This is a genomic window from Chitinophaga deserti (genome assembly GCF_003149455.1).
GTDB lineage: Bacteria > Bacteroidota > Bacteroidia > Chitinophagales > Chitinophagaceae > Chitinophaga > Chitinophaga deserti.
In genome coordinates this window covers 135,911-152,500 of the sequence record NZ_QFFK01000012.1, presented here as the reverse complement: position 1 = coordinate 152,500, position 16,590 = coordinate 135,911, and the positions used below count along the sequence as shown (strand labels likewise).

General features: G+C 51.9%; 16 protein-coding genes (1 of these 16 running past the window's edge). 8 read left to right on the top strand and 8 right to left on the bottom strand.

Annotated elements, in window-relative coordinates; all coding sequences use genetic code 11:
- The 3 genes from truA to DEV76_RS23365 all read right to left on the bottom strand — a co-directional run.
- Nucleotides 1–33, bottom strand: the 5' portion of a protein-coding gene (truA, locus tag DEV76_RS23375) for a tRNA pseudouridine(38-40) synthase TruA (RefSeq protein ID WP_109700371.1). Its footprint begins 720 nt before the window's first position; only the first 33 of its 753 coding nucleotides appear in the window; it begins with the start codon at nucleotides 31–33; the stop codon falls past the left edge of the window.
- Nucleotides 34–116: 83 nt separating this feature from the next.
- Nucleotides 117–1,685: a DUF4476 domain-containing protein gene (locus DEV76_RS23370; RefSeq protein ID WP_109700370.1), complete on the bottom strand. Its 1,569-nt coding sequence runs from the start codon at nucleotides 1,683–1,685 to the stop codon at nucleotides 117–119.
- A gap of 20 nt (nucleotides 1,686–1,705) precedes the next feature.
- Nucleotides 1,706–2,212 carry a biotin/lipoyl-containing protein gene (locus DEV76_RS23365; RefSeq protein WP_109700369.1) on the bottom strand — a complete coding sequence of 169 codons (507 nt, stop codon included), beginning with the start codon at nucleotides 2,210–2,212 and terminating at the stop codon, nucleotides 1,706–1,708.
- A gap of 125 nt (nucleotides 2,213–2,337) precedes the next feature.
- Between DEV76_RS23365 and DEV76_RS23360 the strand changes: the two genes are divergently transcribed.
- The 6 genes from DEV76_RS23360 to DEV76_RS23335 all read left to right on the top strand — a co-directional run bounded on the left by DEV76_RS23360 (nucleotide 2,338) and on the right by DEV76_RS23335 (nucleotide 10,581).
- Nucleotides 2,338–4,929: a M1 family metallopeptidase gene (locus DEV76_RS23360; protein WP_109700368.1), complete on the top strand. Its 2,592-nt coding sequence runs from the start codon at nucleotides 2,338–2,340 to the stop codon at nucleotides 4,927–4,929.
- A 116-nt stretch (nucleotides 4,930–5,045) separates the two neighbouring features.
- Nucleotides 5,046–6,374 carry a gluconate:H+ symporter gene (locus DEV76_RS23355; RefSeq protein WP_109700381.1) on the top strand — a complete coding sequence of 443 codons (1,329 nt, stop codon included), beginning with the start codon at nucleotides 5,046–5,048 and terminating at the stop codon, nucleotides 6,372–6,374.
- A gap of 623 nt (nucleotides 6,375–6,997) precedes the next feature.
- A complete protein-coding gene (locus DEV76_RS23350) occupies nucleotides 6,998–7,462 on the top strand; it encodes a RidA family protein (RefSeq protein ID WP_109700367.1) in 465 nt (154 codons plus the stop codon).
- A gap of 7 nt (nucleotides 7,463–7,469) precedes the next feature.
- Nucleotides 7,470–8,564, top strand: a complete 1,095-nt coding sequence (locus tag DEV76_RS23345) for a D-TA family PLP-dependent enzyme (protein WP_109700366.1) — start codon at nucleotides 7,470–7,472, stop codon at nucleotides 8,562–8,564.
- Between the two features lie 26 nt (nucleotides 8,565–8,590).
- Nucleotides 8,591–9,667 carry a dipeptidase gene (locus DEV76_RS23340; protein WP_109700365.1) on the top strand — a complete coding sequence of 359 codons (1,077 nt, stop codon included), beginning with the start codon at nucleotides 8,591–8,593 and terminating at the stop codon, nucleotides 9,665–9,667.
- Nucleotides 9,668–9,729: 62 nt separating this feature from the next.
- Nucleotides 9,730–10,581, top strand: coding sequence for an alpha/beta fold hydrolase (locus DEV76_RS23335; protein WP_157963071.1), 852 nt, complete (start codon nucleotides 9,730–9,732; stop codon nucleotides 10,579–10,581).
- Nucleotides 10,582–10,664: 83 nt separating this feature from the next.
- Here DEV76_RS23335 and DEV76_RS23330 read toward each other — a convergent pair whose 3' ends face one another.
- The 5 genes from DEV76_RS23330 to DEV76_RS23310 all read right to left on the bottom strand — a co-directional run bounded on the left by DEV76_RS23330 (nucleotide 10,665) and on the right by DEV76_RS23310 (nucleotide 14,155).
- Nucleotides 10,665–11,132 (bottom strand): CHRD domain-containing protein, encoded by a 468-nt coding sequence (locus tag DEV76_RS23330; RefSeq protein ID WP_109700363.1) that lies wholly within the window; start codon nucleotides 11,130–11,132, stop codon nucleotides 10,665–10,667.
- Between the two features lie 48 nt (nucleotides 11,133–11,180).
- Nucleotides 11,181–12,122, bottom strand: coding sequence for a hypothetical protein (locus DEV76_RS23325; protein WP_109700362.1), 942 nt, complete (start codon nucleotides 12,120–12,122; stop codon nucleotides 11,181–11,183).
- Nucleotides 12,123–12,208: 86 nt separating this feature from the next.
- Nucleotides 12,209–13,021: a TPM domain-containing protein gene (locus DEV76_RS26305; protein WP_109700380.1), complete on the bottom strand. Its 813-nt coding sequence runs from the start codon at nucleotides 13,019–13,021 to the stop codon at nucleotides 12,209–12,211.
- Between the two features lie 12 nt (nucleotides 13,022–13,033).
- Nucleotides 13,034–13,489 (bottom strand): TPM domain-containing protein, encoded by a 456-nt coding sequence (locus DEV76_RS23315; RefSeq protein WP_109700361.1) that lies wholly within the window; start codon nucleotides 13,487–13,489, stop codon nucleotides 13,034–13,036.
- Nucleotides 13,490–13,576: 87 nt separating this feature from the next.
- Entirely contained in the window at nucleotides 13,577–14,155 is a 579-nt protein-coding gene (locus DEV76_RS23310; protein ID WP_109700360.1) for a LemA family protein, read from the bottom strand.
- 332 nt (nucleotides 14,156–14,487) lie between these two features.
- Between DEV76_RS23310 and DEV76_RS23305 the strand changes: the two genes are divergently transcribed.
- Nucleotides 14,488–14,952 (top strand): response regulator, encoded by a 465-nt coding sequence (locus tag DEV76_RS23305; protein ID WP_109700359.1) that lies wholly within the window; start codon nucleotides 14,488–14,490, stop codon nucleotides 14,950–14,952.
- A 233-nt stretch (nucleotides 14,953–15,185) separates the two neighbouring features.
- Nucleotides 15,186–16,559 carry a dipeptidase gene (locus DEV76_RS23300; protein ID WP_109700358.1) on the top strand — a complete coding sequence of 458 codons (1,374 nt, stop codon included), beginning with the start codon at nucleotides 15,186–15,188 and terminating at the stop codon, nucleotides 16,557–16,559.
- Nucleotides 16,560–16,590: the final 31 nt, after the last annotated feature.

The window sequence follows — 16,590 nt, the reverse complement described above, 5'->3', positions numbered from 1 at the left end:
CATATAAGCTACTTCAATAAAATACCTGGCCATAATGCGCGAAAGTAGACATTTTTAAAAAGACAAATGGTGAACAGATACCTCCGTTCACCATTTGCAATATTCATGTATCATTACTACCGTTTCAACATAGCCTTGAACCGGTTCTTATAGTAACTATCCGTCAGCAGATCCGCCAGCTTTGCGAAATTGTCTGAATCGTACGTCCGCGCATAAGCCGCATCCATCAGCTGGTAACGATTCTCATCTGTCGAGATCAGTTGGGTCAAAGCCCTTACCTGCTCCGTACTCACACAGGTATTGCGCGTACCTTTCCTGAAGGCGTCCACCATATCCGCATCCGTTTTCCGGCTGTTCATGGTACGCAGCAACTTACGGAACGCTTCAGTTTCCAGTACTTTCGGGCAATCGCTGTTCACCATTTTCAGGTCATCCTTCTTCTCTTCTTCTTTCTTCTCTTTCGCTGCCGGTGCAGTTTCGTGCCAGCCTTCATTGGCTACACTGTCACGCGCCAGGGCGGCGCGGTCTTCCGCTTCACGGGCAGCTTTCCGCTGCTGCCTGCGGGCTTCCCGCGCATCTTTGGCACTGCTGCCTCCTTCTTCCTGCACCGCTTCTTCAGCAGCCGGAATGGTTGCAGGAACCGTTGCGGGTGCAGTAGCAGGCACTGTAGCGGCGGGCGCTGTACCGAAATCTATAAACTCAGGCTCACTGCCTTCCTTCTTCTTTTTGGCTTTCTTCGGCTTTTCTGCAGGCGCCTTTTCTTCGGCAGGCTGCTCTTTCACCGCTTCTTCCACTGCCGGAGCAGCCTCTGCTTCTTTCAGGGCTTCATCAGCCGCAGCACGCTTTTCATCCTCCAGCACGGTACTCAGCAGGGCCTTTTCCTCTTCCGTCAAAGGTTCCCGCTCCCCTTTCTTCCGCTTTTTAGCAGGTTTTTCTGCTTCAGCAGGCGGTGCCGATGCATCAACCGGCACTTCTGTTACCGCAGCGGGCTTGGGCTTGGGAAGCTCCATTTCTGCCGGCCGGTCGTCCGTCACCACTTTATCGAGCGATTCCGCGAAGCTGTTTTTCTTCTTCGGCACAGTGCCTGGTTCTGTTTTCGCTACCACGGGAGTGGTATCGGCAGGTATTTCGGCTTTAGGTGTTTCAGCTACAGGCTTTTCTTCTGCCGGAGCAGCTTCCCCTTTCTTCGCCAGGGCTGCTTCCACATCGGCCTGTACGTTATTGATAAGTTCTTTCTGTTCGGGTGTGGCGCTGTCGCTCGAGATGCGGGTGACGGCCACTGCTTCTCCTTCGGCGGGCTTTTCTGCCGGTTCAGCACCTCCGGCTCCGGAAGATTTAAGGGAGGCGAACGTCTGCAGGTCGTACAGCGCCCAGTCCTGATCCCCGGTATTTTTCAGCAGGTAGCCATAGTCGCGGTTACCGGCGAGGCGGATGGTAAATTGCTGCTCCCCGCCTTCCCCTTTAGGGAAACCGATGGTAACCGGAATCTTACCGGCTTCCAGCTTGGGAAGGATTACATACCCTTTCACGGAGGAACTATGCAGTTTCCCGTCCAGTTTCACGTAAAATGGCTGCTGCTTCTCGTGCTGTATATATACAAAATACGACGCATCCTGCGCGGCAAGGCCCGTGCAAGTCAGCAGGCCGCACGCCAGATACAACAGTTTCAGTTTGATTGATTGCATAATGATGTCTGATACAAATATTATTCCAGCACAATAAGGACTTCCCCTTTTTCCACGGCTTTTCGCTCGGAAACCCGGATCTCCTTTACCACCGCATCTGCGGTGGATTTAAATACATTCTCCATTTTCATCGCTTCCAGGATGAGGACGGGATCCCCTTTCTGGATGGATTGCCCCGGCACCACGAGTATTTTCAGGACCATGCCCGGCATGGGAGCCTTGATATCGTTTACCTTCCTGGTGGCAGCTTCGCTGAGGCCCATGGATGCCAGGAGGCGGTCCATCGGCCCTTCGAGCCCTACTTCGTAAACGGATTGCCCGATACGGAGGGTTACTTTTTTCTCCGTGCGGTCGGTACTCACCACTTCCGCCACGAAGCTCTTGCCGTCCATCAGCACGCTGAACCCGCCCGAGGGCAGGGGTTCCGCGCTCCAGGATACGGCCTTTCCATCGCATACAGGCGAGCCTTCTGCGCCGGAAGGGATTATTTCATACGGCTTGCGGCCGTTAACGGTAGCTTTGATCATATAAAAAACAGGTCCTATCTGTACAAAAATAACAATTTTAACCGCTTGCGTCGTTTTTGGGCCATTTGTTTAAATTTGACCCCTGCCCTCCCGGAGGGCGCTTATTTTTGATCAAATCGTTTTGCATGTATTTAAACTCAACAAAAATTCCTGCGCTTCTTGTGGCCGGAATCGCCATGATGGGACTTTACTCACCCGTCTTCGCACAATCCGCCCCCGAAAAGGAGGATCCGTTACTCAAAATCTACCGGGCATCCCCTACCAAAATCAACAATGTAATCCACACCAAGCTTGACGTTCGCTTCGATTATGCCAAACGCCACCTCATCGGCAAGGCATGGATTACGCTTAAACCCCACTTTTACCCGACCGACAGCCTGACCCTCGACGCAAAAGGTATGGACATCCGAGCCGTATCCCTCGTACAAACGGCAGGCGCCTCTGTAGCAAAGTTCCCTACAGACGGCCTTCTTAAAACCGCGCGCACTACGCCGCTTCAGTACAAATACGACGGACAGGAGATCCGCGTAAAGCTTAACAAAACATACAGCAGCAACGATTCCTATATTGTTTATGTAGATTATACCGCCAAGCCCGACGAACTGAAAGCCGAAGGCAGCGAGGCGATCACCGATGCCAAAGGACTTTACTTCATCAACCCCGATGGCACCGATCCCAACAAACCTGTTCAGATCTGGACACAGGGCGAAACAGAAGCTTCTTCTGCCTGGTTCCCCACTATCGACAAAACCAACCAGCGCACCACTTCGGAGATCTCCATGACGGTAGACAAAAAGTATGTTACTCTCTCCAATGGTAAACTGGTGAGCCAGAAACCCAACGCCAACGGCACCCGTACCGATACCTGGCGCATGGAACTCCCCCACGCTCCCTACCTGTTTATGATGGCAGTGGGCGACTTCGCCGTTGTGAAAGACAGCTGGCGCGGCAAGGAGGTGAACTATTACGTGGAAAAGGAATACGCTCCCCACGCTAAAGCCATCTTCGGTAACACACCCGAAATGATGACCTATTTCTCCAAAATTCTCGGATACGACTACCCCTGGGTGAAATACAGCCAGATTGTAGTACGCGACTATGTTTCCGGGGCTATGGAGAACACCACGGCAACCATTCACGGTGACTTTGTACAGAAAACCGACCGCGAACTGCTCGACGATGACGACCGCCTCGGCGAATCAGTGATCGCACACGAACTGTTCCACCACTGGTTCGGCGACCTCGCCACCTGTGAATCCTGGAGCAACCTCACCATGAACGAGTCTTTCGCTGACTACAGCGAATACCTCTGGTTCGAACATAAGTTCGGTAAAGACGCGGCAGACGAGCACGGGTACGCTTCCATGCATAACTACATGGAATCTGCCCAATACCGTGGCGATCATCACCTCGTGCGTTTCCACTACAACAACAAGGAAGAGATGTTCGACGCCATCACTTACCAGAAAGGCGGCCGCATCCTCCATATGCTCCGCAACTACCTGGGTGATGAAGCCTTCTTCAAGGCCATGAACCTTTACCTGAAAACGAATGCCTTCAAAGCCACCGAATCCCACCATTTCCGTCTGGCTGCAGAAGAAATATCCGGACAGGACCTGAACTGGTTCTTCAACCAATGGTATTTCGGACAGGGCTACCCTACACTCGATATCTCCTATGATTACAGCAAAGCCGGCGAGGCCGTTGTGAACATCGAGCAAAAGGGTGATAAGATCTTCGATCTGCCAATTGCCGTTGATGTGTATGAAGGTGGTAAAAAGACCCGCCATGCTATCCGCATCAAAGAAAAGACCAATCAGTTCAGCTTCCCGGTTAGCGGTAAGCCCGACTTCGTGAATGTGGATGCCGACAAAATCCTCATCCTCGAAAAAACGGACCGCCGCAACCTGGCCACTTATGTGTTCCAGTATAAAAATGCGCCTACTTACCGCGACCGCCGCGAGGCTATCGAGGAATGCCTGAAGCAGCAAACCAGCAATGCAGATGCCCGCGCTACCGTGATTGCAGCCATGAAGGATAAGTACGAAGGCCTCCGTGCACTCACCATCGCAGGCATCAAAATGGATAATAACGACGTTAAAACCGCCGCCCTTCCCATTCTGCTCGACCTCGCGAAAAACGATCCTGCTGCACCGGTACGCGCCGCTTCCCTCAAGCAGATCAGCAAGCTGAAAGACGCACAATATGCTTCTCTCTTTGAAGCCGCGCTGAAAGACCGCTCTTACCTCGTGGAAGGCGCCGGCCTCGTTGGCCTCGCCGACCTCGACATTAAGAAAGCCTACCCGCTTGCCAAAGCCATGGAAAAAGACGCGCGTGGTGCACTGGGTACCGCTATCGCCAATGTGTATGCCCAGAACGGCAGTGAGGAAGATGTAGCTTATTTCGCTACTAACCTCGCCAACAGCACCGGCCAGGAAAAAATCGGTGCCGCCATCCTTTACCTCGGCATCCTTGGCCAGGTAGATAATACCGCACTGGTGAATAAAGGTGTGGACCAGGTATTCGAAAGCATCACCCAATTCAACAACAGCTGGGTGAACAACTACATCGTAAACCTGATGCAGCCTATCGCCAAGAAGAAACAGGAAAAAGCAGCAGCGGCTTCTACTACCGAGCTCCGTAACGAACTCAGTAAACAGGCTACGCACATCCTGCAAACCGTACAGAAAATCAAAGAAAACACGAAGGAAGACTAATACTCCCTTCCTATTTCTTATTCCTATTGAGCAGCTCTCCAACCGGGGAGCTGCTTTTTTTTGTGGTTTTTCTTCCCGGCGATCATTATCTTCAGTGCAACAAATTCCACCGGCTGATGCTATCACCCCTGTTGCTCGTACTGCTATCCATCCTGCTGCTGATCCTCCTGATCATGTGGGCCAAGCTCGACACCTTCATTTCCTTTATCATCGTCAGCATCCTGCTGGCTATGGCCTGCGGACTGAACGGACCTGCCATCGGCAAATCCATTACCGGCGGTATCGGCGCCACACTGGGTTCGCTCGTCACCATCCTTGGCTTCGGCGCCATGCTGGGCAAGCTGGTGGCTGACAGCGGGGCAGCCCAGCGCATCACCTCTTCCATGGTCAGTATTTTCGGAACCCGTTATATTCAATGGGGTATGGCACTGGCCGGATTGCTGGTGGGCATCCCCATGTTTTACACAGCAGGCTTCGTTATAGTGGTGCCCCTTATCTTCGCCACGGGCCTGTCTACCCGGCTGCCCCTCCTCTACCTTGGTATCCCCATGATTTCCGCCTTATCCACCGCCCACGGGTTTCTGCCGCCACATCCCTCACCTACTGCTATCAGCCAGCAGCTGGGGGCCGATCTGGGAAAAACGCTGGTATACGGCCTCATCATCGCCATACCTACCATCGCCATTGCCGGACCGCTATTCGGCAGTACACTCCGCAAGATGGAAGTAACTCCGGAGCAGGGTTTATTGCAAATCACTCCGCGGACCAATGCAGAGATGCCCGGTCTCGGCATCAGTCTTTTCACGGCATTGCTGCCACTCATCCTTCTGACCATCACTACCGCCCTCGATCCCGTTATGGGAGCAAACAGTGCACTCAGGCCGGCCATTTCCGTTATCGGTGATCCCAATATCGCCATGCTCCTGTCTGTACTTGCTGCCATATACTTCCTCGGTCTGCGCCGCGGGCAATCCATGAAGCAGGTCATGAAATCCCTCGAAACTGCTTTTAAGGATGTAGCACCCATCATGCTCATCATTGCCGGCAGCGGTGTTTTCATGCAGGTAATCAAAGATGGGGGCATCAATACCTATATCGGTGAATCCATGCGGGGCCTGTCTTTATCACCCATCGTACTCGGCTGGCTCATTGCCGCTGCCATCAGGGTTTGTGTAGGATCTGCCACGGTAGCCGGCCTCACCACGGTAGGCATCCTCCTCCCCCTCATCCAGCAACAACACGTACACCCTGAACTGATGGTGCTCTCCATCGGCGCGGGCAGCCTCATGTTCAGCCATGTAAACGATGGCGGCTTCTGGCTCTTTAAAGAATATTTCAACCTTACCCTCAAACAAACGTTCGCTACCTGGTCGGTCATGGAAACGATCGTATCCGTTTGCGGGCTCCTCGGTGTACTGGCACTTCAACAGTTTTTACCGGCATAAACTGCCGCCCCGCATGGGTGATTTTGTGGTAAGTAATGTCAAGATTAAGGAATCTATAGGGCGGGTGAAGGGAGAAAGCTTGTCAAATTAGCAGAAGGTATATACTCCAATGGAAATCGAAAATGAACAGAATGAACAGGTAACAGTTTCGGAAAACCATGATGATCGTCATTTCCCAAAGGCCCGCATTGCCTTAGTTTCGATCTGGTACCTGTACAATTTTTTTGCATAGGGCCTCTATTATTCACCATTTCCGGAATTCGGACACCAAACGGGGCATAAAGGTATACTTAAGGTCAAAATCCTCCAGCTTAAAGGGTCCTTAATGGGTACTTAAAGGGTACTTAAAGCGTACTTACTGTATATATACAGTATATAAATAGTATGGAAAACCGCTACAGTATTGAAAGAAGTACAGTTATAGCTACTTAACATATACATTACAGCAGGTACGGAGTATGTATGTATTATATCAGGCTTTACCGTAATGATGCTATGCATATACCAATAATTGCCAAAACTGCAATAAATAAATCGTGACAAATGCAGAATTATTGCAAATACTGCAAATAATTCCATTGGAAATGCAAAAAATATTAAGTTAACTTTAAACAAATTTCGTGATGACCGCAGCCGACAATTTCGCAGCACTGGGTATGGTTTTACCACCTCCACCCGCGCCCAAAGGGGTTTACAAGCCATTACTGATCGTAGACCGCTTCGTTTACGTTTCCGGCCATGGCCCTGTTTTACCCGACGGCTCACTTTTGCATGGTAAAGCTGGCGTAGACGTAAATGCCGACGGTGCGAAACTGGCCGCCCAGCAGGTAGGGCTCACCATCTTATCCACCCTCGTTTCCCAACTCGGATCGCTCAACCGCATCAAGCGGGTCATTAAAGTGCTGGGTATGGTGAACGCCACCCCGGAATTCGGTACCCATCCCCACGTAATCAATGGTTGCAGTGAGTTGTTTGCCAAAATCTGGGGACCGGAAAATGGCATTGGCGTACGCAGTGCGGTAGGCATGGGATCTTTGCCCGATAACATCACGGTTGAGATTGAAGCTATTTTTGAATTATCAGACTAATCTTTTCATGCAACCTGTCGAACAGCCAACAATCCATTCTCCGGCGGAGCTTCCCTCTCCGGCTCTCCTCGTTTTTCCTGACCGGATTGCTGCCAACATCCGCCGGATGATTGACATAGCCGGTGGTCCTGAAAGGCTCATGCCGCATGTGAAGACCCATAAAATGGCGCCCGTTGTAAAGATGCAGCTGGAGCAGGGCATTACCCGTTTTAAATGCGCCACACTGGCTGAAGCCCGTATGGTGGCAGAAGCCGGTGCTTCAGACATACTGCTGGCTTATCAACTCAATGCTCCAATGGCAGCGGCTTTCGTAGATCTGCAACATGCATATCCAACTATTAAGTTCGCCTCTCTGACAGACAACCTCGCTTCGGCCCGGCTGATGAACGACCTGCATGCTACCTACCCGGGCAGCAAAGCCAAACTGTACATTGATATAGATAATGGCATGCACCGCACCGGTATTGCTCCGGATAAAGCGGCAGACCTCTGGCATGCGCTGCAGTCGCTCCCTAATGTAACACCTGCCGGTCTCCACGTGTACGATGGCCATATCCGTGATACAGACCTCACCCAGCGTACCCGCGTTTGCGACGAAGCTTTTGCGCCGGTAGAAAAACTGGCCGCCGAAATAAAAGCACCGGAAATTATTGCCGGCGGCACTCCTACTTTTCCCATTCACGCCCGCCGGAAGCAGGTGACATGCAGCCCCGGTACCTGCCTGCTGTGGGACGAAGGTTATGGAACCGGCCTCCCCGACCAGCCTTTCCTTGTAGCCGCACAGCTCATTACCCGCGTGATCTCCAAACCACAGGACGGATTTGTTACGCTCGACCTGGGACACAAAGCCGTATCGGCCGAAAACCCAATCGGCAAACGCGTCTTTTTCCACGGCCTGCAGGATTATGAAGTGATATCTCAAAGCGAGGAACACCTCGTCGTGAAAACACCTGCCGCCACTACGTTGCAGGTAGGTGATGTACTCTACGGCACCCCCTGGCACGTATGCCCCACCGTGGCATTGTACAACGAAGCTATCGTGATCGAGAACGGAGAAAACGGCGGCTCCTGGCCTATCGCACGCGGACGAAAACTTATTTAAGACACTATTTCAACCAGAATAAACCTATGCAATCATTGATCTTCGACGCGCACCTGGACCTTAGCATGAATGCCCTGGAGTGGAACCGCGACCTTACCAAATCCGTACAGTCCATCCGCGACCGCGAACATGGCCTTACCGATAAACCCGACCGCACCCGCGGCACCGTTTCCCTTCCCGAAATGCGCAAAGGCCGTGTTGGCCTGTGTGTGGCTACGCAGATAGCTCGATATGTGGGGCTGGATAATCCCCTCCCCGGCTGGCATTCGCAGGAACAGGCATGGGCGCAGACGCAGGGACAGCTGGCCTGGTATCAAACCATGGCAGCACGCGGTGAAATGAAACAAATCACCAATGCCGACGAGCTTTCTGCCCATATCAAACTCTGGGAAAACGCAGAAGATACCAGCTCACTCCCGGTAGGCTTCATCCTTAGCCTCGAAGGAGCCGACTCTTTTTATGAACTGGCCTGTGTGGAAAAAGCCTGGGCTTATGGCCTCCGCGCCATCGGTCCCGCGCATTACGGGCCGGGTGTGTATGCATACGGCACCGATTCTACCGGTGGCCTCGGCACCAAAGGCCGCGCATTATTGAAGGAAATGGACCGCCTCGGTTTCATCCTCGATGCCACCCACCTTTGTGATGAAAGCTTCTCAGAAGCCATGGATATTTATACCGGTCCGGTTTGGGCCAGCCATCATAACAGCCGCGCCCTTGTGCCACATAACCGCCAGTTCAGCGACGAGCAGTTTTCCCTGCTCATTCAGCGTGGTGCTGTGATAGGGACTGCCTTTGATGCGTGGATGCTCATCCCCGGGTGGCAGCGTGGTGTAAGCACACCGGAAAGCACCGGCGTATCGCTGGAACATGTGGCCAACCACATCGACCGTATCTGCCAGCTGGCAGGGAACAGTCAGCATGCCGCCATAGGCTCTGATCTCGACGGGGCTTTCGGTACCGAACAATCTCCCAAAGACCTCGGTACTATCGCGGGCCTGCAGAAAGTACCCGACATCCTGCGGCAGCGTGGATATAAGAATACCGATATCGATAATATCATGTACAAAAACTGGATCCGCTTTTTGCTGGACGCCTGGAAATAACATTAATAGCAACGGCTATGCTTCACAGCATGGCCGTTCTTCTTCATCCCCAATACCAAACCATGTCAGCAACCCCATTGATCGATACTGTAACGATCCATTACAACAACAAACCTTTCCGGATCGAGTATTTCCACCGGCCCGGTAATAAAGGCGAGATCCTTTTCGTGCATGGCCTTGGCGGAGCAAAAGAAAATTACTGGGAAGCCTGCAAATCTCCCGCCCTGGCAGGTTATTCACTCACGGCATTTGACAACCCGGGCACTGGTAACAGCACTTACTACAATGACATGCCGCTCCAGGTCGATGATCTCGCTGCCATCACGGCACAATTCATCGATGCGGTTGGGCTGCAGCAATTCCTATTGACCGGCACCAGTATGGGCGGCCTCACTACATTACTGTACCTCCGTACACCAGGCCTTTCCCGGGTAAAAGGATATGTGAATATTGAAGGAAACCTTTTACCGGAAGATTGCATGTTTTCCAGTAAAGTCGTGCAATTTTCGCATGCAGAATTCGTGGATGTTGTTTTCCCGAAAACGATCCGGGAAATGAAAACCCGGGGGAACACCGGCTACCATATTATTGCCAATAACCTGGAGTTAAATACAAATTCCACAGCGTACTATCACTATTCTTTCCAGACAGTTCAGTATTCTGCAGACGGTGGTTTGCTACAGCAATTCCTGCAACTTCCGGTACCACGCATCTTTATTTACGGAAGCGAAAACCGGGCGCTTTCATATCTCCCGCAACTGACTGCTGTGGATGTAGCCATGGCTGAAATCCCCGACAGTAATCATTTTGTGTTTTATGATAATCCTGCACAGCTTTACAGGGTGATCGGCTCATTCGCAGACAATTTGCTGGTCCGAAGTACTGGCATGGCGATACAGCAAAGTGGGGACTGAAAAGATCAGCCCCCGTTGCTTCTTTGGGGTTTGTACCTGTTTTTCGAGTTACCGACGTGTCTTTTAATGGTATAGGCTATGTGTTAGTAAGTCAGTTCGATTTGTCCACGTATTTCACCGCCGGGATGGGCAGCTGTGTGGATATTCACATACCATTTCCCGCCCAGCAGGTCTTCTTCCTTCTGGTTTGTTCCATTGAGGGTAAAGCTGGTGGAAAATGATCCCGCTGGTGTGAGTGAAAGAATGGGGGTGAAATTCTGCAGAACACCTGCATTTGCCCCTTTGGCCGCCGGGCCGTGAATGTGGGCAAGGGTGGCATTACCGCTGAGGCCCTGCCAGCGAACGGTAATGGTAAGTTGTTTGGAATCGCGGTTGTACGATGCATCGAAGCTGCCGGTGGCAGTGGTTGTTACGGCAGGAAATTCCTGCGCACCGCTCATTGGGGCGTTATTCACGGTGTAGAGGTTATCTTCTTTATCCTTTTTACAGGATATCACCGGCAGGGTGCAGGCAACGAGCAACACGAATGCCCAGGCTTTCAAGTTTTTCATATCGCATTTTCGGTGAATACGCAGCCTGCGGACAAAAGGTTGCCTGCGCTATACTTTCACCACCCGGCTTTCTTTGTTGCTCCAGCGCCAGGGCGTACCATCGAGCGGTATGCCGCCGATCCAGGAATTATCTGCCGGAGCATAAGCCAGGAATGCCTGCTCACCCCGCAATACTTCGCGGCCAAGGTCTGTAAGCCGGATCATTTCATTATCGCGCTGCAGCACTCCGGCTCTTGCCATGCGCTGCAGGGTAACGTCGAGCTGGAAGTCGCCGAAGCCATAGATCTTCATTTCGTTCCAGAACTGGCTGTAAAGGGCACGTTCGCTGAGGGGGCCGATTGTTATTTTTTCGAGGAAGAAGTGTTCTATACTGTTAAGCCCTGTTTCGAGGGAAGGAAGTCTTTGCAGGTGTGCCTGTATAGCCCCTCCAAGAAAGGGGAGATTGGGCGCGGCGCGATGGGTAAGTGCTTCCAGCGCCAGGGGATCGCGGCCGGTATATGCTTCCCATGCTGCGGATGCCAGCTGCCAGTCGGCCGCTTCGAGGTAGCTTCTCTTTTCGAAAAGCGCAGGCAGATGTTCCGGTTTCAGCATACCCAACCCTTTGAAATCCGGGACTTCGGGATGGTTACCGGGCTGTACCACGCTCACGCGGGGCATGGGCGTATTCAGTTTGAGCAGGTAAGTGATGAGGAAGATGAGGTTGACCTGGCAAAAAAGGTCGAATTCGAACCAGAGCACGATTTCTTCATAACGGGGGGCATGCTGGATGGTTTTACGTGCGCCGGCAATGTCTGCCTGGTAGGTTTGGGCATTGATCCCGTATTTTTCATGAAGATATGCCGCTCTTCTTTCAAAAAACAGGCTTATGTCACAGCCGGGCGGGGTCAGGCCTTCGCTGAGCATTTCGCGCCAAACAAGCGCTTCTCCGGGGATACCACTTTTATCAAAGACAGTGCGTGTCGCGTCGCCGTTCAGGATTTGGAGTAACATAAAAAACGGATTTTCAGTCAGATAGCGAATGTAACGATTCTTTCACTATACGCCTGCTGAAAATCCGTTGAATTATTTATACCGGGTTACCAGCTTCCACTGGCGCCGCCTCCGCCGCCGGACCCGCCGCCAAAGCCGCCAAATCCGCCGCCGCCGAAGCCTCCGCCTCCACCGCCTCCCCAGCTGCTGCCACCGCCGCCACCAAGGCTGCTGCCGATCATGCCACCGAGGATACCGCCGAATACACTATCGCCCCGGCGGGACATTACCCTTCCTCCCCTGCCACCTCCGCCGCCACGGCTGCCGAAGATGATGAGGATGATGATAATGAAGATGATAATCCCGAAGATGCTGCCGCCACCACCGCCATCGCGGGAGCTGCGGGGGACACCTTTATATTCACCGGCCGCTGCAGCAATGATCTTATCCGTAGCTTCATCCAGCCCCTGGTAATAATGCCCCTGCTGGAATGCCGGCTTAATAACTTTGTTAATAATCCCGAAAGCCACGGCATCGGGGATGGAACCTTCCATACCGTAACCGGTTTCTATTCGGATGCGGCGGTCGTCCATGGCGGCCAGGATGAGCACGCCATTGTTCTTTTTACTGCCGATGCCCCAATCCCGAAGGATCTTCAGACCATATTCGGAGATATCGTAGTCGCCGGTAGTTTTCACAATAACGATGGCGATCTCGGTGGAGGTGCTGTCGTTATAAGCTACCAGTTTCCTTTCCAGTTCGTTAATTTCTGACTGAACGAGAATACCCGCATTATCGTTGACGAGCCTGGGCGGCACGGGTTTCGGGGGAATTTCCTGTGCGGAAGCACCAAGCCCGAGCCAAACAAGCCCCAGGGCGAGGAACCAGCGAAGAAATAATATGTTTCGTTGCTTATGCATCATTATCCGTATCTACTTACCAAAAACAATATCATCCGGCAGCTCGTTGGAATCGCCGGATTCGTAAGGGAAATGCCGCAAGAGGGATTCCCCGATCTCTTTCACGCATACCTCGATGCCTTCCACGATGCGCTGGCCGGAAAAATGGCTGCGCAGGAGGTCGGCTTCGTGCTTCCAGAAGTCGTCGCCCACTTTTTCGTGAATCCCCTGGTCGCCCAGGATGGCGAACTGATGGTCGCGCAGGGCGATGTACAGGAGTACGCCGTTGCGTTGTTTTGTTTTTTCCATACCGAGGGAGAGGAAAGCTTCGCGGGCACGATCCATGGGATCAACATATTCGCAATGGCTTTCCACGAAGAGGCGGATTTCGCCTGAGGTGAGCCTTTCGGCGTGGCGGATAGCCCCGATGAGGCGGTTCTTCTCATCGTCGGTAAAGAATTCTCTTTTCTTAAAGGGGAACAGTTTCATAAGAAACGTATGTTAGGCATCCTGTAAAAAGACGGCCGGGGGCAGTGTTAGCTGCCCCCGGGCCGCCCTTTATGGAGGCGTTATGTACTAGAATTGGACCTTGGGTGCCTTTTCAGCGCCTTCAGCCGCTTTGAAGTATCCTTTCTCTTTGAACCCGCCGAGGCCGGCGATGATATTATTGGGGAAAGTGCGGATACTGCTGTTGAAATCGTTCACGGCAGTATTGAAATCGTTGCGGGAAACGGCGATCCTGTTCTCCGTGCCTTCGAGCTGAGCCATCAGTGTCTGGAACTGCTCGGTAGTACGCAGCTGAGGATATTGCTCCACGGTTACGAGTAAACGGCTGAGTGCGCCGCCGAGCTCGCCCTGAGCCTGCTGGAATTTAGCCACATTTTCAGGTGTCAGGTTATCTGCATTTACCTGAACGGAAGAAGCTTTGGAACGGGCTTCAATCACTTTGGTAAGGGTTTCCTGCTCGAAGTTGGCAGAGCCTTTTACAGTGCTTACCAGGTTATCGATCAGATCAGCCCGGCGTTGGTATTGGCTCTCTACGTTGCCCCATGCTTTTTTCACTGATTCTTCGCTCTTAACTATTCCATTGTACTTGCTGCAACCGAAAAAACCCAGGAGTACCAGGAGAATGATCACAATGATTCCAGTTTTCATATTGATTCTATTTTAAATGAAAATAACGGGTATGCTCAAACCTACAAGAAATAACGGAAAGCACAAAAATAGGTTTAGTGTAAAAGCGGTTACTGCCCAACTTCCAGCGGTTACGAAAACATTAACAGCGATCGTCAGAAAGTTGGAAGTGGGATAACGAAAAATATCTATGTTTGAATCGGTTTTCCTGCCGACACCACTGAAAAGAACGGCCGCAGGAAATTTGCCGGAGAATGCATTAACTGTGTACATTATTTTGACACAGGCATAACAGTTCGTTGTTGCTAACTCGCTTATTTTTATTAACTTACTTAAAGTCTACTGCATACAGAATGAGTGCACAACATATTCACATCCTCTATATAGATGATGAGATTCACAATCTGAATGCTTTTAAAGCCTCTTTCAGAAGAATTTATACGGTGCAGACCGCAGAATCGGCCGAAGACGCGTACAAACTGCTGGAAGATCATGAATTTCACATCATTATCTCGGATCAAAGGATGCCCAGAATGACGGGTATCGAATTTTTCGAGTCGATTCTGAACAAGTACCCGGAACCCATCCGGATTTTGCTTACAGGATACGCCGATATCAACGCGGTGATCGACGCGATTAACAAGGGACAAGTATATAAATACTTCTCCAAACCCTGGAATGATGAAGAACTGCGGCACAATATCGAGAAGGCATATGAAGTGTACGCCCTCCGTAAAGAAAACCGCGAACTGACAGAAAAGCTCCTGAGCGTAAACGAACAACTCGAGTTCCTCCTCCGCCAGAAGCTCATTTCCTAGCGCAAACAATTCCATTATACCGATGAGGAAGGGTAAACGCCCTTCCTTTTTTTATGCCCCACAGCCCCGGATACACTGCCCGGCAGCCCCACAGCCGTACAAGGGAGTGACACAACGGCGGCCCGGGCAGCATACAAATGCCGGCTCCAATCATCATTTTTCCTGCCACGGAAACGGGCCGTCTGCCTATTTCCTTTAAATTGCGTCCATTGTGAACGTTTAATAGCTCAAAAATGCAAGTTTGGAAAGATTACCAGGCCCAGCACAAAGACCGTTTCCTGAACGAGTTGCTGGAACTGTTGAGGATCCCCTCCGTTAGTGCGGACTCCCGCCATAATGATGATACGAAACGCTGTGCCGAAGCCGTAAAGCAAAGGCTCATCGAAGCCGGTGCTGATAACGTAGAGGTATGCCCAACTGCCGGTCATCCTATTGTTTACGGTGAAAAGATCATTGACCCCAAGCTCCCTACCGTACTGGTTTATGGCCACTATGACGTGCAGCCGGCCGATCCCCTCAACCTGTGGGACAGCCCTCCGTTTGAACCTGTGATCAAAGACGGTAAGATTTATGCCCGCGGCTCTGCCGACGATAAAGGACAGTTTTACATGCATGTGAAGGCATTTGAAACCATGTTCCGCACCAATACCCTTCCCTGCAACGTGAAATTCATGATCGAAGGCGAAGAAGAAGTAGGCTCCGGCAACCTGGGTAAATTCCTCACCGAAAATAAAGACCGCCTGAAATCGGACGTGGTACTGATCTCCGACACCGCCATGATCAGCCTTGACACGCCTTCTCTCGACACAGGGCTGCGCGGCCTGGCCTATATGGAAGTGGAAGTAACCGGCCCTAACCGCGATCTGCACTCCGGTGTTTATGGCGGCGCAGTGGCTAACCCTGCCACCATCCTCGCCAAAATGATCGCCTCCCTCCACGACGAAAATAACCACATCACCATCCCCGGCTTCTATGACGACGTGGTGGTACTCTCCGAATCAGAACGTACCGCACTTAACAGCGCGCCGTACGACGAAGCGGAATATAAAGAGGACCTCGGCGTTAACGAACTCTGGGGCGAGAAAGGATATTCCACTTTCGAGCGCACCGGCACCCGCCCTACCTGCGAAGTAAATGGCATCTGGGGTGGTTACACCGGCGAAGGAGCTAAAACCGTACTGCCTTCCAAGGCTTTTGCGAAGATCTCCATGCGCCTCGTACCTAACCAGGACTGGGAAACTATCTCCAACCTGTTCGCCAAACACTTTGAATCAATTGCCCCGGCATCCGTTAAAGTGAAGGTAACGCCCCACCATGGCGGCGCTCCTTATGTTACGCCTACCGACCATGTGGCATTCAAAGCTGCCTGCGAAGCCATCAACTCCACCTTCGGCAAAATGCCCATCCCGGTACGTGGCGGCGGTTCCATCCCCATCGTAGCACTGTTCGAGAAAACCCTCGGACTGAAAACAGTACTCATGGGTTTTGGCCTCGACAGTGACAATCTGCACTCTCCTAACGAGAAATACGGGCTCGATAACTATTATAAAGGCATCGAAACCATCCCTTACTTCCACAAGTTTTTTGCGGAAATGAGCGGTAAATAAGCATCCCGTAAACGAAAAAGCCCGGCATGGA